This is a genomic window from Brevibacillus sp. Leaf182 (assembly GCF_001423865.2).
Lineage (GTDB): Bacteria > Bacillota > Bacilli > Brevibacillales > Brevibacillaceae > Brevibacillus > Brevibacillus brevis_C.
Window position 1 is genome coordinate 19,936 of sequence record NZ_LMPN02000026.1, and the last position, 23,872, is coordinate 43,807.

Annotated in this window: 21 protein-coding genes; 15 read left to right on the top strand and 6 right to left on the bottom strand. The window is 48.3% G+C overall.

The features are described from left to right. Position 1 precedes the first annotated feature (1 nt). Complete coding sequence (locus ASG16_RS18455; RefSeq protein WP_056497682.1) at positions 2–973, bottom strand: GDP-mannose 4,6-dehydratase; 972 nt, start codon at positions 971–973, stop codon at positions 2–4. Positions 974–1,099: 126 nt separating this feature from the next. Then, positions 1,100–1,957, bottom strand: coding sequence for a hypothetical protein (locus ASG16_RS18460; protein WP_056497680.1), 858 nt, complete (start codon positions 1,955–1,957; stop codon positions 1,100–1,102). 239 nt (positions 1,958–2,196) lie between these two features. Here ASG16_RS18460 and ASG16_RS18465 point away from each other — a divergent pair, with 239 nt between their 5' ends. Further along, the gene (locus tag ASG16_RS18465) at positions 2,197–2,904 is read left to right on the top strand and encodes a hypothetical protein (protein ID WP_056497678.1); all 708 of its coding nucleotides are present in this window, start codon (positions 2,197–2,199) and stop codon (positions 2,902–2,904) included. Positions 2,905–2,910: 6 nt separating this feature from the next. On the opposite strand, the gene ASG16_RS18470 is transcribed toward ASG16_RS18465, so the two are convergent. After that, positions 2,911–4,647 (bottom strand): phospho-sugar mutase, encoded by a 1,737-nt coding sequence (locus ASG16_RS18470; protein WP_056497676.1) that lies wholly within the window; start codon positions 4,645–4,647, stop codon positions 2,911–2,913. 106 nt (positions 4,648–4,753) lie between these two features. Here ASG16_RS18470 and glf point away from each other — a divergent pair, with 106 nt between their 5' ends. Beyond that, positions 4,754–5,875, top strand: coding sequence for a UDP-galactopyranose mutase (gene glf / locus ASG16_RS18475; RefSeq protein ID WP_056497674.1), 1,122 nt, complete (start codon positions 4,754–4,756; stop codon positions 5,873–5,875). Here the strand turns inward: glf and ASG16_RS18480 are convergent, their stop codons facing one another. Beyond that, a complete protein-coding gene (locus ASG16_RS18480) occupies positions 5,876–6,670 on the bottom strand; it encodes a glycosyltransferase family 2 protein (protein ID WP_056497672.1) in 795 nt (264 codons plus the stop codon). A 229-nt stretch (positions 6,671–6,899) separates the two neighbouring features. Between ASG16_RS18480 and ASG16_RS18485 the strand changes: the two genes are divergently transcribed. From ASG16_RS18485 to ASG16_RS18525, 9 genes are all read left to right on the top strand, one after another. Further along, on the top strand, positions 6,900–7,868 hold the full coding sequence (locus tag ASG16_RS18485; RefSeq protein ID WP_056497780.1) for a GDP-mannose 4,6-dehydratase: 969 nt from the start codon (positions 6,900–6,902) through the stop codon (positions 7,866–7,868). A 279-nt stretch (positions 7,869–8,147) separates the two neighbouring features. Continuing rightward, a complete protein-coding gene (locus tag ASG16_RS18490; RefSeq protein ID WP_056497671.1) occupies positions 8,148–9,173 on the top strand; it encodes an asparaginase in 1,026 nt (341 codons plus the stop codon). A gap of 80 nt (positions 9,174–9,253) precedes the next feature. Beyond that, a complete protein-coding gene (locus ASG16_RS18495; RefSeq protein ID WP_056497670.1) occupies positions 9,254–10,924 on the top strand; it encodes a peptide ABC transporter substrate-binding protein in 1,671 nt (556 codons plus the stop codon). 75 nt (positions 10,925–10,999) lie between these two features. Then, complete coding sequence (locus tag ASG16_RS18500; RefSeq protein WP_056497668.1) at positions 11,000–13,075, top strand: sigma-54 interaction domain-containing protein; 2,076 nt, start codon at positions 11,000–11,002, stop codon at positions 13,073–13,075. Then, positions 13,072–14,505, top strand: coding sequence for a dipeptidase PepV (gene pepV, locus ASG16_RS18505; RefSeq protein WP_056497666.1), 1,434 nt, complete (start codon positions 13,072–13,074; stop codon positions 14,503–14,505). Before ASG16_RS18500 ends, pepV begins: the two co-directional genes overlap by 4 nt. Positions 14,506–14,520: 15 nt before the next feature. Next, positions 14,521–15,453, top strand: coding sequence for an ABC transporter permease (locus ASG16_RS18510; protein WP_056497664.1), 933 nt, complete (start codon positions 14,521–14,523; stop codon positions 15,451–15,453). Positions 15,454–15,462: 9 nt separating this feature from the next. Then, entirely contained in the window at positions 15,463–16,398 is a 936-nt protein-coding gene (locus ASG16_RS18515) for an ABC transporter permease (RefSeq protein WP_241970796.1), read from the top strand. Positions 16,399–16,418: 20 nt separating this feature from the next. Beyond that, the gene (locus tag ASG16_RS18520) at positions 16,419–17,441 is read left to right on the top strand and encodes an ABC transporter ATP-binding protein (RefSeq protein ID WP_056497662.1); all 1,023 of its coding nucleotides are present in this window, start codon (positions 16,419–16,421) and stop codon (positions 17,439–17,441) included. Then, on the top strand, positions 17,438–18,388 hold the full coding sequence (locus tag ASG16_RS18525) for an ABC transporter ATP-binding protein (RefSeq protein WP_056497660.1): 951 nt from the start codon (positions 17,438–17,440) through the stop codon (positions 18,386–18,388). Before ASG16_RS18520 ends, ASG16_RS18525 begins: the two co-directional genes overlap by 4 nt. 51 nt (positions 18,389–18,439) lie before the next feature. Here the strand turns inward: ASG16_RS18525 and ASG16_RS18530 are convergent, their stop codons facing one another. Beyond that, positions 18,440–18,817, bottom strand: coding sequence for a DUF3899 domain-containing protein (locus ASG16_RS18530; RefSeq protein ID WP_056497658.1), 378 nt, complete (start codon positions 18,815–18,817; stop codon positions 18,440–18,442). A gap of 18 nt (positions 18,818–18,835) precedes the next feature. After that, the gene (locus ASG16_RS18535; RefSeq protein WP_056497656.1) at positions 18,836–19,705 is read right to left on the bottom strand and encodes a LysR family transcriptional regulator; all 870 of its coding nucleotides are present in this window, start codon (positions 19,703–19,705) and stop codon (positions 18,836–18,838) included. A 126-nt stretch (positions 19,706–19,831) separates the two neighbouring features. Between ASG16_RS18535 and ASG16_RS18540 the strand changes: the two genes are divergently transcribed. The 4 genes from ASG16_RS18540 to ASG16_RS18555 all read left to right on the top strand — a co-directional run bounded on the left by ASG16_RS18540 (position 19,832) and on the right by ASG16_RS18555 (position 23,872). Next, the gene (locus tag ASG16_RS18540; RefSeq protein ID WP_056497655.1) at positions 19,832–20,728 is read left to right on the top strand and encodes a PhzF family protein; all 897 of its coding nucleotides are present in this window, start codon (positions 19,832–19,834) and stop codon (positions 20,726–20,728) included. A 253-nt stretch (positions 20,729–20,981) separates the two neighbouring features. Beyond that, positions 20,982–21,515 (top strand): TlpA family protein disulfide reductase, encoded by a 534-nt coding sequence (locus ASG16_RS18545; protein ID WP_056497653.1) that lies wholly within the window; start codon positions 20,982–20,984, stop codon positions 21,513–21,515. Beyond that, positions 21,512–23,296 carry an ABC transporter ATP-binding protein gene (locus tag ASG16_RS18550; RefSeq protein WP_056497652.1) on the top strand — a complete coding sequence of 595 codons (1,785 nt, stop codon included), beginning with the start codon at positions 21,512–21,514 and terminating at the stop codon, positions 23,294–23,296. Before ASG16_RS18545 ends, ASG16_RS18550 begins: the two co-directional genes overlap by 4 nt. A 15-nt stretch (positions 23,297–23,311) precedes the next feature. Next, a complete protein-coding gene (locus ASG16_RS18555; RefSeq protein WP_056497650.1) occupies positions 23,312–23,872 on the top strand; it encodes a MauE/DoxX family redox-associated membrane protein in 561 nt (186 codons plus the stop codon).

Here is a 23,872-nt window from a genome sequence, read left to right on the forward strand (position 1 = left end):
TTCAAGGGCTGATCTGTTGGCGTAGGACAGAGCGCCAGTAATTCAATAAATCTTCCATCGTTTGCTGGAAAGAGACCTCGGGCTCCCATCCCGTCTTTTCTCGAAATAGCGAAGAGTCTCCCAATACGATGTCTACATCAGAGGGGCGCAACCGATTGGTGTCAACGTGTATTTCTACTTGCACATCAGTCAAGGCCAGTAGCGTCTTCAACATGTCCTCGATGGTATAACGAGTACCTGCGGATATATTGTATACATCACCCGGTTCGCCCCGGGTAATCGCCAACCAATACGCCTTGACAATATCTCGTACATCCGTGAAGTCTCGAATCGCCTCAAGATTGCCGACATGTACTTTTGGCTCTTGCAGACCAAGCTCAATCTGGGCAATTTGTTTGGCAAAATTAGAGGTCACATAGCTTTCGCCTCTTCTCGGACCTGTATGATGAAATGTGCGTGTACGGATGATCGCCAGACCGTAGCTGTGATGATATTGATACCCGAGATAATCCTGGGCAATTTTACTGACCGCGTATGGATTGAGAGGACGGAGGGGGTTGGTCTCCTTAATGGGGATTTCCTCCGGATAAACCAGACCGTATTCCTCACTGGAGCAAGCAATTTGAATTTTGCACGGAACAGCATGGTTGCGTACTGCCTCGAACAAATTTAACTGTGGCACAATATTGTTCACCATCGTATCTGCAGGAGACGACACCGAGGTGGGGACGAAGCTCTGAGCGGCCAGGTGAAAAATGAGATCGGGCTTTATTCTCTGGATGAGTTCATTTACAGATTGGGGATCTTTTAATTCACAGTTTTCCATTTGCACGCGGTCCATCAGGTGCCCCAGCTGCTCTTTTTTGGTAAGGGACCGGAATGTGCCGTAAACATCTACATCTCCCCGCGACAGTAGATACTCAGCCAAGTGACTGCCGGCAAATCCCGTTACTCCGGTAATCAATGCTTTCATGAGTCGAATCCCCCCTGTCCATGATGCTCATAGCGAAGGATGAACAGCTTAACATATTATGAATATGGAAAAACGTGAAAAAAGGGAACGGCGCACAGCTCGTTTCCAATGGGAATTTTATTGGGATCAGGGTTGGGCCGGCACCCATTTGCAGGTCGGATAATCGAAATACATGAAATCATCTGTGTTCGGGATGTCCTGTGAGCGAAAGTAGGGGATATATGCTTTCGCATGCCCTTGAAAGTGCAAGGAATAAGCGCTAAGGTAGTCGGTCGTGCCCGTTATTTTGCAATAAAGGGCGCCATTCTTCTGATAAATCTGCTTCTTCCCATCTAGGTTGTCAGCCTGCGGGCAGGCTGGAGCAAAAGGACAGTTGAGATTATGATCGAAAAAGCCGTTGGCAACGATACCATACGTAGCTTTGCGGCGAAGCGCGTAATTGTGAAACAGGATAAACAACACCATGTCAGAAACGGGGGCATCTCCGATTTCTTTTGCGAATTGAAGCAGAGTCTGGTAGTGAAGAGGATCGCGAAAAAATTTGGTCGCGTAATCGCAAAATTGATTGAGTTTTTCCAGGTCGCAAACGGTCGTCCAGGTATACTCAAATGTAAAGTCATCGAATTCCTCGTTGTCTCGCTTACTGATATCGGTGTATAGCATTACGTCCGAGTCTAGGTAACAGCAACGTTCTATCCCTTGACTCCTCATAAAATCGCGCAAAATAAACCAGCGCTGGAAGCAAAACAGATTGTATTCGTAGGTGTTGGAAGTGGAGTGCTTGTAAACATAAGAAAAAGCTTGGGCGCTTTGGTAGAAACGACTCAACAGGAAGTGCTCAGTATTTTCCGCAGAAAGATACTTGTTTTCTGGGCTTCCGATGAGAATGACACGCGAGGAAGGATTGCTGTATTTCGCCTGTTGCATGCATAATCCTACATGCTCTTCAGCCGTTCTGTGAATAAACACGATGGGCAAACTCACAATTATACATCTCCTCTGTCTTACAAAATGCCTACTAGGCTCCTATTGATAAACTTTATCCTTACTATATTGTCCCGAGGAGGGCCTTGAAACGGCTGGCGCCTCTTACTTGGAACATTTTGTATGAGATGCAGGCAAATAGCCTGTTTTGCAGCCTGTTCATTAAATGACCAATCGTATCCGTCAAAAGAAAAATAAGATACGTAAAGACGGATGTTGTAAATGGAGGTATGGAAAGAATGGATGTGTTAAACCGATATGAAAAACGAGTGTATTCCCAAAACGGAGAAGACGGCATCATTGAAGAAATATTTTCGCGAATCGGAACTACGAATCGCTATTGTGTAGAATTCGGAGTTGGAGATGGCTCGGAATGTATGCTCAAAAATCTCGTCGCGCAGCACGGATGGAGTGGATTGGCGATGGAAGGCGACCTGAACAGTTGCAATAAAATGTCTACGGATTATGCTTCCTATCCCCAGGTCATCATCAAGAATGAGTTGATCACGAGAGAAAATATTGCTGGGTTATTCGAAAAAAATGGTGTCCAAAAAGAATTTGATCTGCTTTCTATCGACATTGACGGCAATGACTACTGGGTATGGCAAGCTCTTTCTGCTTACACCCCGCGACTTGTCGTGATTGAGTACAATGCGGCTTTTCCGCCTCCACAAAAAATGGTGATCGTGTATCAACCGGATTTTAAATGGGGGGGTAATACCTACTATGGTGCCAGCTTGAGTTCCTTGGCCATTTTGGGAACCAGCTTGGGATATGCCTTGGTAGGGACAGATTCGAAGGGCGTCAATGCTTTTTTTGTAAGACGAGACTTGCTTCTTCAGTCAGGTTTTCCTGAACGAACACCAGAACAAGCTTATCATCCTCCTCGTTACGGAACAGTCGCGGGCGGACATCCTCCTCAATCCGGTCCGTACCTGGAGATCTAGTCCATACTAGAATCCGATCAACTGCAAGACAGCGTGTTTCAAGGTGAAAAGCTTTTCTTGGCTTTCCTGCTTACTCGTTCCTTTCACGCCTAAATAGATTTTGATTTTTGGCTCCGTGCCTGATGGTCTGACACAAAACCACGAATGATCGTGGAAAAAGTATTTGATGGTATCTGATGCAGGCAAGGTGAGCGGCGTGGTTGTACCTGTTTGACAATCTGTGCGGATTCCGCTGGCATAATCTTCGATGGCTATGATGGGGTGGGAGGCGATTTGGGAAGGTGGCTGATTGCGCAGGGAAGACATCGTTGCCGATATTTTTTGCATGCCATCTCCTCCTTTGCACGTGAAAGAAATCAGCTCTTCCGCATAATGACCGTAACGGTTGAATAAGTCATTCAGTGTGTCATCGAGGCTTTTGTGCTGAGATTTGTAATACGCGCACATGTCAGCAAGCAACAAAGCAGTTTGTACGGCATCCTTATCCCGGACAAAATCGCCGATTAAGTATCCGTAACTTTCTTCGTAACCAAATTGGAAGACGTAGGCTCCACTCTTCTCGTAGGCTTCGATTTTTTCACCAATATATTTGAAGCCTGTCAAAGTGTCTTCTGTCGATACACCGAAGCCTGTCGAGATGGCTCTGCCCATTTCGGACGTGACGATTGTTTTCAATACAATGCCGTTAGAGGGGAGCTCCCCCTTTTTTTGTTTGGTTTCCAGCAGGTAATGAAGAAGCAAGGCTCCCAATTGATTCCCTGTCAGAACGCTGTAGTCTCCTGCCTGAGTTTTGACGAGCACACCGAGACGATCTCCATCAGGGTCCGTCCCCATGATCACGTCGGCATCCACCTGTTTGGCGTATGAAATCGCGAATCGAAAGGCCTCAGGCTCTTCGGGATTAGGCGAGGATACGGTCGAAAAGTTAGGATCGGGGACAGCTTGCTCTTCCACGACACTCACTTGTGTATATCCAAACAAGTCCAATCCACGCGTGATGGAGTCATGCGTCGTGCCGTGCAAGGGAGTAAAAACGATTTTTACTTGCTCCCGTATCGCAGGAGATAAATCTGGATGGACGCGCAATTGCTTTACTTTTTCCAAATATGCATGCAAGAGAGAATCATCAATGTAGTGGAGAAGTCCATTTTTGTACAGCTCTTGTTCATCGGCTGGGGTGATTTCGAGTTCATTTCCGGCTGAGACCATCTGTTCCATCAGTCGTTCGGCTGTCGCGAGCGTAATTTGCCCCCCATCAGCACCATAAATTTTGTAGCCGTTATATTCCGGCGGATTGTGGCTTGCTGTAATGACAATGCCCGCACACGCACAATAGTGGCGCACGGCAAAGGAAAGCAGAGGGGTAGGCGTCAATTGTTTGAATATACATGTAGTAATCCCGTACTGACCGAGAACTTTGGCGGTTTCTTTGGCAAACAACTGTGAGTGTTTCCGTGAATCATAGGCAATGACGACTTTTTTGACCGCATGATCCGGGTAAGTCTCGAGCAAATAAAGAGCCAGCCCTGCGCTTGCTTTGCGAATCGTGTATAAATTGATGCGGTTTATTCCCGGCTCCATGACCCCTCTCATACCTCCGGTTCCAAATGCAATCGGGGCAGAGAAGCAATCCGCAAGCTGCTTTTCATCAGCCTGCATGGCGGTTAACTGCTGACGAAGCTCTGGATCGAGGGATTCACACTCGTTCCAGCGTGTGTAGTGTGCGTGCCAGTTTGCATTCATGTAGAGTTCACTCCCGCGTGTAGAGTACGACATCATTTACTAGGGTATTAACGAAATGGTAAGTGAGTGAGTGGATGTGATTAAGACGGGAGGGTGTGAGTCTAACATGAAGGTGGATTGGCTGATTGTCGGAGCTGGATTCACGGGTGCTACACTCGCAGAGCGGATTGCCAATGAGCTTGATCAGAAAGTATTGGTGGTAGAGAGGCGTAATCATATCGGGGGAAATGCCTATGATTGCTATGACGAGCAGGGGGTACTGATTCACAAATACGGTTCGCACACCTTTCATACGAATTCCAAGCTGGTCTGGGACTATTTGTCGCGTTTTACCCAGTGGCGGCCGTACTTTCATGAGGTGCGTGCCTATGTCGATGGCATAAAAATACCGTTGCCTTTCAATCTAAATGCATTGTCCGCTTTGTTTTCCCCGCAACATGCGCAGAAACTGGAGAGCTTACTGATCCGTCACTATGGATTCGGGGCGAAGATTCCGATTCTGAAGCTTCGGGATAGTGCACATGAAGAGCTTGGTTTTTTGGCTGAATTCATTTATCAAAAAGTCTTTCATCGGTATACGATCAAGCAATGGGATTTGAAGCCGGAGGAGCTGGATCAGTCTGTTTCCGCAAGGGTTCCTGTGTATGTCAGCAGGGACAATCGGTATTTTCAGGACACGTATCAAGGAATTCCGCTGCATGGCTTTACGGCAATGATTCATCGCATGCTCCACCATCCGAATATAAAGGTGCTCCTCAATACGGACTATCAAGAAATCGCGGATGAAATTAGGTATAAACGAATGATCTACACAGGCCCGATCGATACCTTCTTTGGCTATAAGCATGGACGGTTGCCTTATCGGAGCCTGCGCTTTCATTTTGAAACGCATCAAAAGGCATGGTACCAAGAAGTGGGGACTGTCAATTATCCCAATGAGTATGATTTCACCAGAATCCTCGAACAAAAGCACCTCACAGGTCAAGTCGTTCCTCATACAACCATATCCTTCGTATATCCACAGCCGTATTCACCTGGCGAAAACGAGCCTTATTATCCCATTCCGCGTAAGGAAAATAGCCAACGATATAGCCTCTATAAACAAGAAGCGGAGCAAATACGCGATCAAGTACTTTTTGCGGGCAGGCTCGCGGACTATCAATACTACAACATGGATCAAGCTGTGGCGCGGGCATTGACCTTGTTTAAACAGATTGTCGCAGAATAGTTAGGAAGGCTTTTTTTTCGGAATGAGCTCGTTTACATAAATCCATCCCTCGGGTGTGTACACAAAAACAGGCTCGTACTCGTCGCCCCATAGTTTCAAGATTTTCGTAAGGATGTACTTTCTTGCTTTTGTCCATTGCGGCCAGTTTTTTGTGTGGGAATTGTTGCTCTCGTGAATTAAATAATGATAGAGGTTCGCATCGACCCAGTGAATATCACCTGTTCCGATCAATTTTAATAACATGTACTTGTCATGAGAAAACCTTCCCTGCATAGGATCATCACATTCAAATCCGCCGACATCACGAACCGCTTGTGTCCGATAAAAACGAGGCCAAACCATCGGAGCTTCCAGGTAATCATACTTATCTTTATAGATCGGAGGCCGCATGATTTCGGACAGTTCTCGCGTGTCACCCACTTCCTTCCAAAAAACAGTGTTGGAGAACACGACGTTCGTGGTTTCGGGCTGGCGTTCCATTTCATCCAACAAAATTTCTAAAGTCTTTTCGTCGAACCAGTCATCCGAATCAAGTGAGACAAAGTAGGGTGTGTCAATTCGTTCCAGAGCAGCAGCCATTGTTTTGCCGATCCCTGAATTTTCAGGGAGTAGCACGTAGTGAATGCGGGGATCATCGAGGTACTTTTCTACGATGGCATGCGTGTGGTCTGTAGAGGCGTCATCTACAATGAGGAGCTTCCATTCCCTGTGCGTCTGGTTTAACACACTTTCGATGGCTGTGGGAAGATACTTTTCCCGATTATAGGTTGGAATCACGACAGTAATGCGCGACATAGCAGTCGAAACACCTCTTTTGGTTAGTTTAAAATATTTATCACTTGCTTATCTCCTCCTTGATCAATGACAATGGTTTGCCTTCATTAGTTTATTTCGGACTTCTATTCTTGACCCTATCCTGACAACTGAACGTATGAACATGGTCCGGCATAAGCTTAAGAGATGCTCAAGGGAACTTACCGGAATGAACAGTACAGCACAGCCTGAAGAAGGGGAGTGGAAGCGGATGAAAACAGCTTTCCTTACAGGAATCACAGGTCAGGATGGCGCTTATCTGGCAAAATTTTTGCTGGAGAAGGGGTACCATGTGGTAGGGCTGGTACCACGCCGGAGCACGGTGGACAGGTGGCGGCTGGAGTATTTGAACATCGCAGATCACGTAGAGTACAAGGAAGGTGATCTATTGGATGTGTCGTCGTTGACGCGTGCACTGAAGGCATGTAGACCAGAGGAAGTGTATCATTTAGGTGCGCAGAGCTTTGTCGGTTCGTCGTGGGAGCAGCCTATTTTGACCGCGCAAGTAACAGGAATGGGCGTCCTGCATGTTCTGGAGGCGATTCGGGAAACGGACCCTGCCATCAAAATGTATCAGGCTTCATCAAGTGAGCTGTACGGATTAATCCAGGAGCCACAGCAATCGGAGCAAACGCCTTTTTACCCAAGAAGCCCATATGCAGTCTCCAAGCTGTTTGGCTACTGGATGACCAAAAACTATCGGGAAAGCTTTCAGATGTTTAGCACCAACGGCATTTTATTCAATCATGAATCACCTTTGCGTGGGTTGGAATTCGTAACGAGGAAAGTGACACATGCTGTCGCAAGAATTGCCTCGAACAAGCAAAAGGAGCTGCGGCTGGGGAATATCCAGGCGAAGCGGGATTGGGGCTTTGCTGGCGATTTTGTGGAAGCGATGTGGCTGATGCTCCAGCAGGAAAAGCCGGATGACTATGTCATTGCGACAGGAAAAACTTCGACGGTAGAAGAGATGTGCAAAATCGCCTTCGACTATGTTGGGTTGAACTACCTGGATTATGTCGTGATCGATCCGGAATTGTATCGGCCAGCTGAAGTGGACATTTTGTTGGGCAATCCGGAAAAAGCGAAAAGAGAGCTCGGCTGGACACCGAAAACGAGGCTGGAAGAGCTCATTCACATGATGGTCGAAGCGGATTTGCAGCGCGTTGCCAAACAATAAGAGAAAGGCTATTCAGGACACCCTATTTCCGATTGCGGGATACAAAGGGGTGTTTTTCTTTTGTTTGATGATAAAGGTAGCCTAATCATTTAAAAGGACAACTCATTAATGTATATAGGGTGGCTTATTTATCGTGCGGTCTGTTATTTTTGTCCCGTTACTCATAGGTAAAATAGCAGAAAATTCATTATTAACTGTCATATCCTTGCGTTGGCACGTTAATTGCTTACTGTAGAAAAGTACAAACATTCTACTATTCACACTCAAAGGAGACTTGCTATGAACGTCGTTGCCAACGTATACCGGGGAGAACAGGTAGAGAGCTCACATCTCGGACATATCGCAGTCGTTGATTCGCAGGGGACATTGCTCTATTCGTATGGTGATCCCCATCGCCTTACATATGCACGCTCCAGTATGAAGCCGTTGCAGACGATTCCGGTAATCGAGACGGGTGCGGCAGATCGGTATGGTTTTGAGCCGGCTGATCTTTCGCTCTGTTGCGCTTCTCACAGTGGAGAGCCACGCCATCGCACGCGGGCGCTCTCGATGCTTGCGCGAGCAGGTCAGCCAGAAGCGGCATTGCAATGCGGGACACATGTGCCACGTCATGAGGAGAGCTACAAACAACTGATTCGGGAAGACAAGCCGCTTACACCCATCTTCTCGAATTGCTCCGGCAAGCACTCCGGCATGGTTGCCACCGCAACACATATGGGGGAGGACGTGACTACCTATCATTTGCCTACGCATCCAGTGCAGCAAAGGATTCTCGAAGTAGTCGAGGACATAACAGGCTACCCCAAAGACAAAATCAACCTCGGGACAGATGGATGTGGGGTTCCCGTCCATCAATTGCCGCTCGCTCATTACGCGTGGGCATTCGCCAAGCTGGCGAGACCAGAGGTGATCGAGAATTCAGAGCGACGAAAAGCGGTTCAGCGAATTACGGATGCCATGACCACTCATCCCGAAATGGTTGGAGGCGAGAATCGATATTGCACAGACCTCATGTCAGCCTTTGCCGGGCGTATCGTAGGGAAGGCAGGCGCAGAGTCCGTGTATTGCCTGGGCGATAGAGAAACAGGATTGGGCATTGCCATCAAAATCGAGGATGGAGGACCACGGGCGATCAATCCGGTCGTCAATGAAGTGCTTCGTCAACTGGGAATCGGCATGGACGGTCCTTTGGACAAACTCGCGGAATACACCAACCCGCCCATTACAAACATGAGTGGTAACGTTGTTGGACGGATTGAGACATCCTTCCGTCTCGCCAAGACAGATTTTTCTTTACGTGTATAAATGGCATTCCCAGCGGTGCCGTTTATTCATAAAGCAACAGAGATTCATCGTTGTTCAAAAAGAAAAGGGGGTCACATGCAATGAACATGCGAAAAGGATGGAAGCTGCTTAGTACCGCTGCACTTGTCACTGTCCTTGCCATTACAGGTTGTAGTCAGTCGGCAACGCCGACACAGCCAGCAGGGGGAGGGACAGCAGGTCAAGTGTCCACAGATACAGGTGGACAAGCCAACGCCGCTGCAAAACTCAAGCTCAACCTGAAGACCGAACCACCTTCGCTCGATCCGCCAAAAGGCTTTGACAGTACTTCCAATGAAGTGTTGAATGCCACAATGGAAGGCTTGGTTCGACTGGACAAGGATCACAAGCCGCAAGCAGCCATGGCCGAGAAATGGGCAGTGAGTGAGGATGGGAAAACGTATACCTTTACATTGCGCGATAGCAAATGGTCGAATGGTGACCCCGTGACAGCGCAGGATTTCGAGTTTGCGTTTAAGCGCATTGTCGATCCGAACAATGCATTCCCGTCTGCTTTCCTCGCCTATTACATCGATGGAGCAGAAGCGTTCAACAAAGGAACAGGAAATGCAGACGGCGTACAGGTAAAAGCCGTAGACGAGAAGACGTTTGAGGTAAAGCTGAAGGCACCAACAGGTTACTTCCTCCACATCCTGACGCAGCCGACCTTCTTCCCGGTGAATAAAAAAGTCGTAGAGAGCAATCCGAAATGGGCGGAAGGCGCTGCAAGCATCGTAACGAATGGACCGTTCAAAATGGAAGATTGGGTACATGACCAATCAGTAAAGCTGGTGAAAAACGACGGCTACTGGGACCGTGATTCGATCAAATATGCGGGGATCGAGTTTGTCATGGTCAACGATGAAAATACGCAATTCCAAATGTACAAAACGGGTCAGCTCGACATGATCCAGACTGTCCCTAATGATATGAAGAAACAGTTGATCGATTCTGGAGAAGCAAAGGTAGAGACGGAAGCGTCCATCTACTACTACCGGATGAACACCACAATGCCTCCATTCACGAACGCCAATATTCGGAAAGCATTTGCACTGGCCATCGATCGTAAGACACTGATTGACAATGTCGTGCAAGGGAAACAAACACCTGCCATGGCTCACGTGCCATTGGGCTTCCCGGAGCCAGACGGAACGGATTTCCGCACAAAGGGTGGCGATTTCTTCCAGGATAACGATGTAGAGCAAGCAAAAGCACTGCTGAAAAAAGGGATGGAAGAAGAAGGCTGGACAACCCTCCCACCTGTCACCATGACGTATAACACTAGTGATGCGCACAAGGCCATCGCACAAGTTTTGCAGGAAATGTACAAGAAAAATCTCGGGGTAGATGTGAAGCTGGAAAACAAAGAATGGAAAGTATTCCTGGCAGAACAGCGTGCTCGCACTCTCCAATTCTCCCGCTCGACGATCCCTGCCGACTATGGAGACCCGGTCAACTACCTTGAGCTATTCGTGACTGACCATCCTGGAAACCGTATCAATTACAGCAACAAAGAGTATGACGCACTGGTCGAGAAGATTCGCAACACTGCCGACGAACCCGAGCGTTTCAAGCTCATGCATGACGCGGAGAAAATTTTCATGGATGATATGCCACTCGTACCTATCTATTTCGGCACAAAAGTATTTATGGAGCAGCCAAACATTAAAGGCATCATTCGCCATCCAGTCGGCACGATTGACTACAAATGGGTAGAAATCGGCAATAAGTAATAAGTAAAATAAGCGAAGACAAGAACGAATATTTGAAACGTTCTTGTCTTCACTTTACATCTTGGAGCGGCTGATATGGACAAAAAATCGATCATATTTATTGCAAGAATGGATGAGTTTCTACAGTCCGTTGTTAGTCAATATCATGAATTGGGAATCGGCGATGATATCCATGTCGAGGCGATGCGAGTCGACCAGCTTCCGTTGCGCCCGATCACGCCTGGTGCCCTCGTTATTGTATCCACCAAAAGCATCGTCCCACTTGTACAACCGTATGTGCCGAAAGAATCCAGTATCATCGTAGCCAAGCGAATGCTGCCGTATCATAATTTGCGCGGCATGCTGGAGATTCCGAAAGGCGTGAAAGTGCTTCTCGTCAGTGACACCAAGGAGACTGCTAAAGAAAATGTGGAATTGCTACGTGCCTCTGGGATGGATTTTGAACTGTATCCTTATTATCCAGGTGCTGACTATCCATCTGACATCGAGATTGCGGTAACGCCAGGAGAGGCAGAGCATGTCCCCCCGCATATTCGCAAAGTGGTCGATATCGGGTATCGGATCATTGATTTATCTACGTGGCTTGCCATCTACTCTCATTTTAAATACGGCAATTTTCAAAAGGTAACCGCACGCGCCATGCAATCGCTGGTCGATATCACCAAAGAGCTGAACAACGAGATTCAGCATGCGCATCTGTTGAGCAAATATTTAGAGGCCATCGTCAATCGGATCGAGGACGCAGTGATTGCCATGGATGAAAAAGAAAACATCCGTTTTGTCAATCAGAAAGCAATCGATACGTTGCAGATGGAAGGGAATGAAGTCGTCGGTGAACGGGCGTCCAATTGCTTGCCTGCGAATTTTTATCAGTTGATCCGGCAGTGTGAAGAGAATAAGGATGTTTTGGTAGATTGGGCGAACAAAACCTACTTTTTCCGCAAAATGCACATCGTCATGGAAGGCAGCTTTCTCGGGAGTCTGCTCTTGTTTCGCCAGGCTGCAGAAATTGAAAAGCTGGAGCATGATTATCGCATGCGCCTTTACAGCAAAGGATTGGTAGCCAAATACCAATTTGATGATTTCTATGGGGAGAGCGCGCCTGTACAAAAAGTCATTCAGATTGCCCGCAAAATCGCAAGAAGCAACTCCACTGTGCTGTTGTTGGGAGAAACAGGGACAGGGAAGGAATTGCTCGCCCAGGCTATCCACAATGCTTCGCCACGTCGAAGAGAGCCGTTTGTTGGGGTCAACTTCGCTGCCATATCGGAATCTCTTTTGGAAAGCGAGCTGTTCGGCTATGAAGAAGGAGCTTTTACCGGAGCACGTAAAGGTGGACATATCGGCTGGTTTGAATTAGCTCACAAAGGAACCATTTTTCTTGATGAGATTGGAGATGCCAGCGCGGCTATTCAAAACCGACTGTTGCGTGTATTGCAAGAACGCCAGATTATGCGCGTAGGCGGCAGCAAGATCATCCCGACAGATATTCGCGTCATCGCAGCAACGAATCAAGATTTGCAACGGATGATTACAGAAGGAGCCTTCCGAGCTGATTTGTATTATCGCCTGAATATCTTGCCGATTCATTTGCCGCCTTTGCGGAACAGAAGGGAGGATATTCCGTGGTTGGCTCATCAATTTATAAAGAAATACTCCTATGATTTGCGCCGCCCACCGTTTACGTTGACCAATGAAGCGATGCGGGCACTCCATGAGTATGATTGGCCTGGAAATATTCGCGAGCTCGAAAATGTGATCGAGTATTTAGCACACGTCGTGGAGGATGAAGCGTATCCGTATCATTTGCCGTTTCTGCGGGAAATACCGGAAGCGCGGTTGCCTGTAGATGGTCTATACAATGAATGTGAAAGTATCGTCACTGCATATAAAAAACGAGGATTTCTGGATGAAATCACGGCTATTTTGCAGGAGTTAGGACAAGGGAGCGGTGGACGCTATACGCTACTTGCGCAGTTGCAAGAAAGAGGCCACTCAGTTACCTTGCAACAGCTACGCTATCGCTTGAAGCTTTTGCAGCAGGATGAGCTGATTCAAGTGGGAAAAGGAAGACAAGGGAGTCAAATTTCCTCGAAAGGTGAATCGTTTCTTGCCTATCTACATCGGATGAAAGCAGGGGAACGCATATGAGTGATTACTGGAAGCAGCAAGCGCTTCTGCAAAGAGAGCAATACCTGGATGATTTGAAATCCTTTCTTTCCATAAACAGCATCGAAGATATGACGACGGCAAAAGAAGGAAAGCCATTTGGTGAAGGTGTTGCCGCGGCGCTTGAAACAATGCTCGCACGCGGTGAGCTGGATGGCTTCCAGACCAAAAACCTGGATGGTTACGCAGGGACAATTGAGTTAGGCGACGGGGAAGACGAGATCGGCGTGCTCGTTCATATCGATGTCGTCACTGTGGGAGAAGGTTGGACGACTCCGCCTTTTGAACCGAGCATTCGCGACGGTCGAATCTATGCGCGTGGAGCGATTGACGACAAAGGCCCAGCGATGGCAGCGTACTATGCGTTGAAGCTGGTTAAGGATTCAGGCTTGCCACTGACAAAACGCGTGCGAATGATCATCGGAACAGATGAAGAGAGCGGTTGGCTGTGCATGAAGCATTTTGCCCAGCATGATCGCATTCCGCCGATTGGCTTTTCACCTGATTCCTCCTTTCCGATGACACATGCAGAAAAGGGACAGATCAACCCGACATTGACGATTCCAGCGATGGAACCAATCGAACGAAATGGAGTCTGGCAGTTAGCGTCATTTGTCTCCGGTGATCAAGGCAACAGTGTTCCCGAAAAAGCAGTCGCACTTGTACGACTGGACTTTCAGGCTCGGCAGGAGGTCGTCCTTTCCCGATTGGCGGAAGAGTGGGAAATGTTTCTGAATGAAAACCACACAACAGGTCGTATGGAACTGGTAGGGCTGGGACAGTTGCAGTTCACGCTGGCAGGAAAGCCGGCTCATGGGATGGCGCCATTCCAAGGCGTGAATGCAGGAACCTTGTTGGCGACTTTTTTGCGCTTGTATCCGTTTGGTGGCTCCTGTTCGTCCTTTCTTACGATGTTGGCCGATGTCCTGCATGAAGATTATTTTGCTCACCATCTACATATGGCTTGCGAGGATGAAGTGTCAGGCAAGCTGACGGTCAACGCGGGGATTTTGCGTTACGATTCCTGCGAAGGGGGGACAGTTCGGCTCAATATACGCTATCCGGCGACTGTTTCCTGTGAGGAGTACGTTGAGAAATTGAAACAAAGGACAGTCGAGCTGGGCTGGACGATTTCCGCTTTACGGACATCCAAGTCGCATTATGTACCCAAAGATCATCCTGTGATCCAAACCTTGTCGCAGGTGTACGAGGAGCACACGGGAGAACCAGCAACCCTCCTTTCCTCAGGAGGAGCTACCTACGCCAAAATCATGCCGTATGGTGTTGCTTTCGGCCCGCTTTTTCCGGGCAAGGAATCCATGGCTCATCTGACTGATGAATATGCCGAGATTGACGACCTGCTGCGTGCTATGGCCATTTACGCGCATGCCATTTACGAGCTGGCTAAGTAAACGAGGAGGACTTCCATGTCAAACTATCTGGTAAAACGTATTTTGATGATGTTCGTCACCCTGTGGATTATCGTGACGCTGACGTTTGCCTTGATGCATGCCATTCCGGGGAACCCGTTTGCCTCCGAGTCGGATCAGCTACCAGAGCAAATTCTCAATAATTTACGTGCCAAATACAATCTGGACGAACCGTTACCTGTTCAATACGTTTTGTATCTGAAAAATCTGTTAATGCTCGACTTGGGCCCATCCATCAAATCAGACTCTCGTGGAGTCAATGACATGATTTCCGATGGCTTTGCAGCATCTGCGTGGTTAGGTGCGCAAGCGATCGGGATCGCACTCCTTTTCGGAATTGCGTTGGGTATTATCGCAGCGCTCAATCGAAATAAATGGCTGGACTACGTGGCTATGGCGCTTGCCGTATTGGGGGTGGCGATTCCGAGCTTCATTATGGCACCGCTTCTGATCAATTTCTTCGCGATCAAGCTGCCGCTCTTTCCCGTTGCGACATGGGGTACCTGGATGCATACGATACTGCCGTCCCTGGCGCTTGCCTTTGGTCCAGTTGCGGTCATTACCCGCTACATGCGTGCCAGCATGATTGAAGTTATGAACCAGAACTACATTCGAACAGCAGAGGCAAAGGGGATACCCATGTTTATCATCGTCGTCAGACATGGAATTCGCAATGCGATTCTGCCTGTTGTCACCTTTCTCGGACCTTTGATTGCCAGTTTGATAACGGGAACCTTTGTCGTGGAGAAAATCTTTGCGATCCCCGGCATTGGCAAGTATTTCGTAGACGGCATTTTCAACCGTGACTATCCGGTCATTTTGGGTACGACGATTTTTTACAGTGCGATTCTGATTTTTACCATTTTCCTGATTGATATCGCATACACCCTGATTGACCCGCGAATCAAGCTGACCAACAAGGAGAGATAAACTGTGGCGATGGAGCACAAAGTGGACCCGTTATTTCGCCCGTTGACGAAAAATACGCAGGCGAATGTCATTGCACGACCGAGTCTCAGCAATGGGCAGCAGGTCGTTCGGAAGCTGCTAAAAAACAAGCTAGCTATGCTCGGGCTGTTCATTATTCTCGCTTTGGTTGGCATGGCGATCATTGGACCGAATCTCGTGCCGTATAGTTATTCCGACCAGAGCTTGCTGACCAAAAATCAGGAAATCTCCGCGGAGCATTGGTTCGGTACGGATGAGCTGGGACGTGACATGTTTGCCCGTACGTGGTATGGGGCGAGGATTTCTTTGACGATTGGTATTGTCGCGGCGTTAATTGACCTGGTCATTGGAGTGACTGTCGGGGGAATTGCAGGCTATATGGCAGGACGAGGCAAGCGAGGGGATCGCATCGATACGATTATCATGCGTATTATCGAGATTTTGTATGGGCTGCCGTATTTGCTGGTCGTCATTTTGCTCATGGTTGTGATGGAGCCGGGTATGCTGACGATTATTATTGCCCTGTCTGCTACTGGGTGGGTCGGTATGGCGCGGTTAGTGCGCGGGCAAATCCTGCAATTGAAACACCAAGAGTTCATTTTGGCTGCCCAAGTACTGGGAGCGAAGTTTTCACGAATTTTGCTGAAGCATCTGATTCCCAACACATTTGGCGTCATTATCGTCAATTTGACCTTTACGATTCCATCGGCGATTTTTGCGGAATCTTTTCTCAGCTTTCTAGGACTCGGTGTACAAGCTCCCGTTGCCAGTTGGGGGACGATGACAAACGATGGCTTGGGCGTTATTTTGACCGGCGATTGGTGGCGACTGTTTTTTCCAGCATTGATGATCTCGCTGACGATGTTCGCCTTCAACGTATTCGGCGACGGCTTACAGGATGCACTTGATCCGCGTCTACGCGATTAGAGACGACAGGAGGAATGAGGATGAATCAGCATTTGCTGACAATCGATAACTTGCGGGTGAATTTCAAAACGTATGGTGGAGAGGTTCAAGGTGTGCGGGGCGTGTCCTTTTACGTGGATAAAGGGGAGACAGTTGCCATCGTAGGGGAGAGTGGATGTGGCAAGAGTGTTACGGCTCAAGCGATTATGGGCTTAATCCCTAATCCACCCGGAAAAATTGTCGGGGGCAAGGTTGTATTTGAAGGAGCCCAAATCAGTCATCTGCCCAAAAAAGAGCTGCTGGGTATTCGCGGAACGCAGATCGGCATGGTGTTTCAAGACCCGATGACAGCACTCAATCCCACGATGAAGGTAGGGACACAAATCGTAGAGGGGTTCGTTCGCAGTCACCAGGTATCAAAAGAGGAAGCGCGAAAGCGAGCGATCGAGATGCTCTCACTCGTAGGAATTCCCGATCCGGAAAAGCGAATCGATCAGTACCCGCACCAATTCAGCGGAGGCATGCGTCAGCGTGTAGTCATTGCGATTGCTCTTGCTTGCCAACCCAAGCTGGTGATTGCTGATGAGCCGACGACAGCACTGGATGTGACGATTCAGGCGCAGATTTTGGATTTGCTCAAGCGACTGCAAGAGGAACAGGAGTTATCTGTTGTGATTATTACGCATGATTTGGGAGTCGTAGCCGAGATCGCTCATCGCATGGTTGTCATGTATGCGGGGATGGTTGTCGAGACTGGGACGGTTGAGGACGTTTTTGCGAATCCTCGTCATCCGTATACATGGGGACTGATGCGCTCCCTCCCTCGTCTGGATGAGGGCGAAAAGCAACGGCTGATTCCCATCGAAGGCAGCCCTCCAGATTTGTTCCATCCGCCAGTCGGCTGTCCGTTTGCTGCCCGCTGTGATTTTGCGATGGAGATATGCGAACAGCAGATGCCCGTGACGGGGGAATTCGGGCGTGGACATCAGGCAGCTTGCTGGCTCCACGATCCACGAGCACCGCGAATAGAGGAGCTAGTGGCAGCAGGGAGGCAGGGCGTATGACAGAGGCTTTGCTTGATGTTCGTGATTTAAAGAAGTATTTTTCGCTAGGAACGGGATTTGATTTGAAAGCAGTCGATGGTGTTTCGTTTACGATCAACAAAGGAGAGACGTTCGGTCTGGTCGGCGAAAGTGGCTGCGGGAAGTCTACGCTAGGCAGGACGATTATTCGCCTGTATGACCATACAGATGGCGAAGTACTGTTCAAAGGGAAGAATGTTCATCAGCTTCGGGGAAAAGAAGCGGGGCAGTTCAATCGGGATGCCCAGATGATTTTCCAGGACCCGCAAGCAAGTCTGAACCCGCGTATGACCGTGGAGGACATCATTGCAGAGGGCTTGGACATCCATCATTTGAATCGCGGGATGAGACGAGAGCGTGTGGCGGAACTGCTCCATCTAGTGGGCTTGCATAAGGATCATGCGCAGCGTTTTCCACATGAATTCAGTGGGGGACAGCGTCAACGGATCGGAATCGCGCGGGCGTTGGCAGTAGAGCCGGAATTTATCATTGCCGATGAGCCGATCTCCGCACTTGACGTCTCGATTCAAGCGCAAGTCGTCAATTTATTGGAGGATTTGCAGCATGATCGCGGATTGACCTATTTGTTCATCGCGCATGATCTGTCTATGGTCAAACATATTTCCAACCGGATTGGCGTCATGTATTTGGGGAAAATGGTCGAGCTGGCATCGAGCTATGAGCTGTACGCTCGTCCGTTGCATCCCTATACGCAGGCTTTGCTCTCTTCTGTGCCGGTGCCTGACCCGACGGTGAAGCGAGAGCGTATCGTTTTGCAAGGAGATTTGCCGAGTCCAGCCAACAAGCCGAGTGGCTGCGGTTTTCGTACACGCTGCCCACTCGTACAACCTCGTTGTGCGGAAGAAGTGCCGAAGTGGCAGGAGGCGCAACCCGGGCATTGGGTGGCTTGCCATTTGATAGAGTCGTAAGAGAGGAAGAAGGGCTGTTCCCGATCGATGGGACAGCCCTTTCTAGTGAGATTATAAATAGTAGAAACAGGTCAGAACAATTGAGAAGACAATCAGTCCAGTACCTGATGTGAGAAAAAGCGAGGTTCCGATTCGGACGAATGACTCTTTCTTTTCCTCGAAAGCAGGGTCGTTAGCTTGAACAATATCACTGTCCATCATGCGAGGTTTTCGGAAAAACATCCCTTTCAGTTGCTTGAATCCACGCAGAAAAATAGTAAAAAATCCAGAGCGTGTAACGACGGCAATACTCCCAACGATTAGCAGGAAAAGACCAATTAAAAAGCTTTGATTAATCAACGGCACCAACGTACCGGCTTGAATGGTAATTCCTAAAATCACACTGCTGATCACGGAGAGAGCAAGTAGGAGAATGAGCCATTTTTTCAACGAAGAAGCACGTCCTTTTTATAGTGTGGGTGCAATGCGCTCTGCTTCCCGCAAAAAAGCTTGAACGGCAGGTGGGGCTTCACGAAGCGAACTTACAGCCAAGCCGATTTGCCGGGAGAGAGGTGGCGTGATTTGTATGACAGCGACATCGGGTAGTTGCGTGGGTAGAGTCAGTGACGGCACGACTGTCACCCCGACACCGCTTTCTACCATGGCCAGTATCGTTGTATTGTCGGCGATTTCATAGGAAACATTCGGCGTAAGCCCAGCCTTGGCAAACTCCGCGCCAATCAACAAGTGACAACCCGCCATGGGCATGAGAAACGATTCGCAGGCTAATTGTTCCAAGGTAAGCGAGCGCTCCGTTGCCAGAAGATGATTGGCTGGCACGACAGCATACAGGGCATCTGTCGTCAGCAGGATTCCCTCCAGCTCGTCATCGGGCCACACATGAAAACCGACATCGACAACCCCTGAGCGAACCCATTCTTTGATTTCTTGATAGCTTCCTTCATATAGCTTTATTTGGATATGCGGATAGCGACTCTGCATCGCCTGTAGCAATTTAGGCAGGAGCTGAGCGGTTACGCTGGGAAAAGAAGCAATCCGGAGCATTGCCTCCAAATGCTCGCTTGATTCGGCAGCCACCTGTTTTATCAGCGAGACGTTTTCCAATATGGTCCGGGCAGCGGCGACTATTTTTTCACCGGCTGTGGTCAGCTTAACACCGCTACGATTGCGGGTGAACAAGGAAATGCCAAGCTCCTTCTCCAGTGCGCCGATGGTATGACTCACTCCCGACTGGCTCAATCCGATTTGTTCTCCTGCTCGTGTGAAGTTACCAGCGTTCGTGATCGCTACTAGGACTTCCATCTGAAACAAAGTCATGGAGCTGCTCCTTTCATGAAGTTTTTATCATGGTTCGTATGCGAAAGCTTCATTTTACAGCGCGGTTACATCCCTTTAAGATGAAAAGCAAGAGAAGCATTCGTTTAAAAAAGGAGAGAGACAACCATGAATCATGTGAGCGTATATCATGTGGACGCGTTTACGAAAGAGCCGTTTGCTGGCAATCCCGCGGGCGTCATCCCGGAAGCAGGTACTTTGACTTTACAACAAATGCAGAAAATTGCCAATGAGTTGAATCTTCCTGAGTCTGCCTTTTTGATGCCGTCCGACCATCCGGAAGCAGATTTTCGTATTCGCTACTTTTCTCCTTCCGTTGAGATCGATTTCTGCGGCCATGCGACAGTAGGTTCTGCTTGGCTATTGGCGACAGAACGGGGATGGTTGGAAAAGGGAAGCCGTATCGTGTTTGAGACAAACGTTGGGTTGATTCCTGTTCAATTGGTGAGGGAGGATGGTCAGTTACAGCGAGTGGAAATGACTCAAATCAAGCCTTCTGTGAAGGAAATTGATTTAGACAGAGAAGAGGTAGCGAGGCTGGTTGGTATTACACTGGCTGATCTGGACGATCGATATCCGATGAAGCTTGCTTCCACAGGTAATAGGCATCTACTCGTTCCAGTCCGCACTCGTCAGGCAATCGATGCAGCGCAGCCATTGTTCTCTTCACTAGCAGAAATGAACAGGGAACACGGCATCACAACCACCCATTTGTTTACGTGGGATGCCCCTGAAGGCTATGACTTGTATACAAGGGATTTTGCGCCTGCGATCGGGATTGCGGAAGACCCTGTGACAGGTGCTGCAAACGGGGCACTGGCTGGCTATCTGGCATTGGAAGAAAGGCTACCTGCTGGAAAAGTGACACAGCTCGTCGTAGGGCAAGGACATGCGATTGGTCGGCCAGGAAAGCTGTATGTAACGGTTGATCGATCTGGAGAGGAGCCTGTTATTCGGGTAGCAGGTGAGGCGCATTTGACGATCGCGGGGCAGATGAGGGTTTAAATGACAATAGATAGAAGTACGTCATGAATAAAAAGTTGAACTCCAAACGAGTAATGAACTACTGGTTTGGAGTTTTCTTATGTGTTTTGGTAAGACCTCTGTCTGAGGGGGCTTAAGTGTAAAATCTTTTCTACCAACAAACATATTTGAAACATAAAACAATGACAAAACTAGAATATTATGGTATTTTCTCTGTAAAAATATGTTACGTCTCGCGTATAATCTCGAGTCGCATGGAAGGGGATCGATAGATTTGCTCATAGCCGTAAACATGATCTTTCTACTTATCTTTGCCTTTATATTGGCAAAAGTTCTCACCCTATTAAAACAAACACGAGATCAGGTCCATCACTTCCACCCTTTCATCCCGGAAACTGGACCTGCAATCGGCACCAAATTGCAATCGCTACCTTTCCTCACGCTCAACGGTCAAGAACAACAACTAAATCATCTGCCCCGTCCACTCATCGTGAACTTCACCCATACAGGCTGCGGGCACTGTGCCAATCACGTACACGAACTATTGTCCGAGGGAAGGGTACTCACAGATGCATCCGTGATCATCTCGACAGAATCCGAACAGCTATCCACTTCCCAATGGCTGCAAGAAAACAACATATCCGGCATCCCTGTCTTAATTGGCAACGAACCTATGCTGGAGGCATACAAGATCAATCATTTCCCCAGCGTTTTGGTAATCGATGAGCAGGACGTCATTCGTGCCAAGCCGATAACTGCCGTGGAAACCAAAAAGAAGCTCCTGGCGCTAGCAGGTGAACCGGCATGACACGTTCTTATTTTGCAAAAACCGTTCGCTTGATTTGGGCACATGGCAAGCTGTGGCTCATTTGTTCCATCGCTCTCAGAATCATCCTGGCATTTTCCCCGTTGGCTACGATCTGGATCATGAAAGAAATGGTGAATGAGGTTACTGCCATTGCGCTGGATCAGACGGATGATTACCAGCCATTGCTTTGGCTGCTTGCGGGATTGTTTTCCGTGACGCTGGTGACGAATGCGTTGGAAACGGTCTTACGTGTTCTCGATGCCCATACAGAGCAACGATTGGAATATCATTTGGAGCATTTGGTAGCAAAGAAAGCAGCATCTGTTCCGCTCTCTTATTTCGATGATCCGGAATTTTACAATCATCACCACCGTATCCGGGCAGAGGCAATGGGGGAACGCTTTCTGGACCCTGTGGAAAGGGTATTAGATCTCGGAAAAAATCTGATTACTCTGATTTCCTATTCGGTGTTTTTGCTTAGCATTCACTGGGGATTAGCTGTGATGAGCTTGTTAGCCGTGATCCCACTTTTAATCGTCCAAATCAAATTTGGTATGTCGGAATACTTTCTCGCAAGGCTACAGACGCCAGAGATTCGCGAAGCCTCTTACATCAGCTCAATCCTGAATGAGCGTGACAGCTCCAAAGAGGTCCGACTGTTTCAGCTAAAGGACTTTTTACTAGGTAGATGGTCTCGCCTGTATTTGAAAAATATGAAAGAGGTACTTCGTCTCCTCCACCGCAGGGAAAAAGCACTGATTCTCTCAGGGATATTTACCTCCTCGATGTATATTGGCTGCTTGGGATTGGTCGTATCGCTGCTTCGTGCGAGCGCCCTGAAGGTTGGGGATTTTGTAGCCATTGCACAAGCGGTACAGAATACGCAGCAACTGCTTTCGTTAATGACCTTTAACCTCGCACATATCGTCAACAGATGCCTGTACATCGCTGATCTGTTTGACTTTCTGGAATATGAGGATAAAACGATTCCGCAGCTCACTGGCAAAGCGGAGTTTCCCAACAAGCTGCAATCTGGTATTACGTTTGATCGGGTTTCGTTTTGCTATCCCAAAATGGAACGCAATGTGATCAATGAAGTTTCCTTTACGATTAATCCGGGGGAGCGTATTGCGATTGTTGGCGATAATGGCTCTGGAAAAACGACGCTCGTCAAATGCTTGATGGGACTTTATCCGATCCATTCGGGAGATATTCTGTTCGACAATCAGTCGATTCGTGAGCTCGATATTTCCGACCTGCAACGAAATATCACGGTCATTTTCCAAGACTTCATTCGGTACAATTTCACGGCTGGAGAGAACATTACCATTGGGAGAGTGACGCAGGAGATTAATCCCGCGCAGATGAGGCAAGTAGCGGTTGAGACCGGTGCAGATACCTTTATTCGCAAGCTCCCCAGTGGATACGATACGATTTTGGGTCGGACGCTACAGGATGGCGAAGACCTGTCAGGCGGACAGTGGCAGAAGATCGCGTTGGCTCGGGCTTTGTACAGAAGAGGAGAGATTTTTATTCTGGATGAGCCTACGGCGGCACTTGATCCGCAGGCAGAGCTGGAGGTATTTCAACAATTTGATGCTCTCACACAGAACAAGACGGCGATTTTTATTTCCCATCGGATGGCTGCGGCACGAATGGCGGATCGGATTTTTGTCATGAAGCATGGCCAACTAATCGAAGTAGGGCATCATGATGAGCTAATGGATGCAAACGGAGAATATTCGCGCATGTACCGCATGCAGGCGAAATGGTTTGCGTAATGGAGGAGGGGTGTTATGGAAGAGCTTGGTTTGCTGTTTCGGCTGATTCTCGCATTTTTATTTCTCAGCACGTTTGTCTCAAAAATAAGCGATATGGGCACGCATTTGTCCATTGTGCGAGCCTATCAGATCATACCCTACTCGTGGTCCAAACACTTTACGTATCTTGATCTGGTGTTGCAAGCCACCGTAGCGATTTCCTTGCTGCTTGGTCTTTTTACAACGTTAGGACTGTCCCTGGCGATTTTGTTGCTGGGGGCGTACACACTTGCGATCAGTATCAATCTAGTAAGAGGCAGAAAGAAGATTTCTTGCGGATGCGGCGGAATGGCGGGAAACCATTTTTTATCGTGGAAGCTTGTTTTGCGTAACCTTTTATTCATCAGTCTGGTCGTTTATGTGGGGCAATGGAGCGAGCGCTGGGCGAGTGTTGACCAGTATTTCATGTCCGGCAGTTTCGAAATCACCAATGGGGTAATCGCTATCTTCTTTTCGAGTGTGTGCATCTCACTGCTCATGGCTATTAGCGGAGAAATCAGTACGTTCAAACATATTTTGCGAAAAAGGCAGGGATGA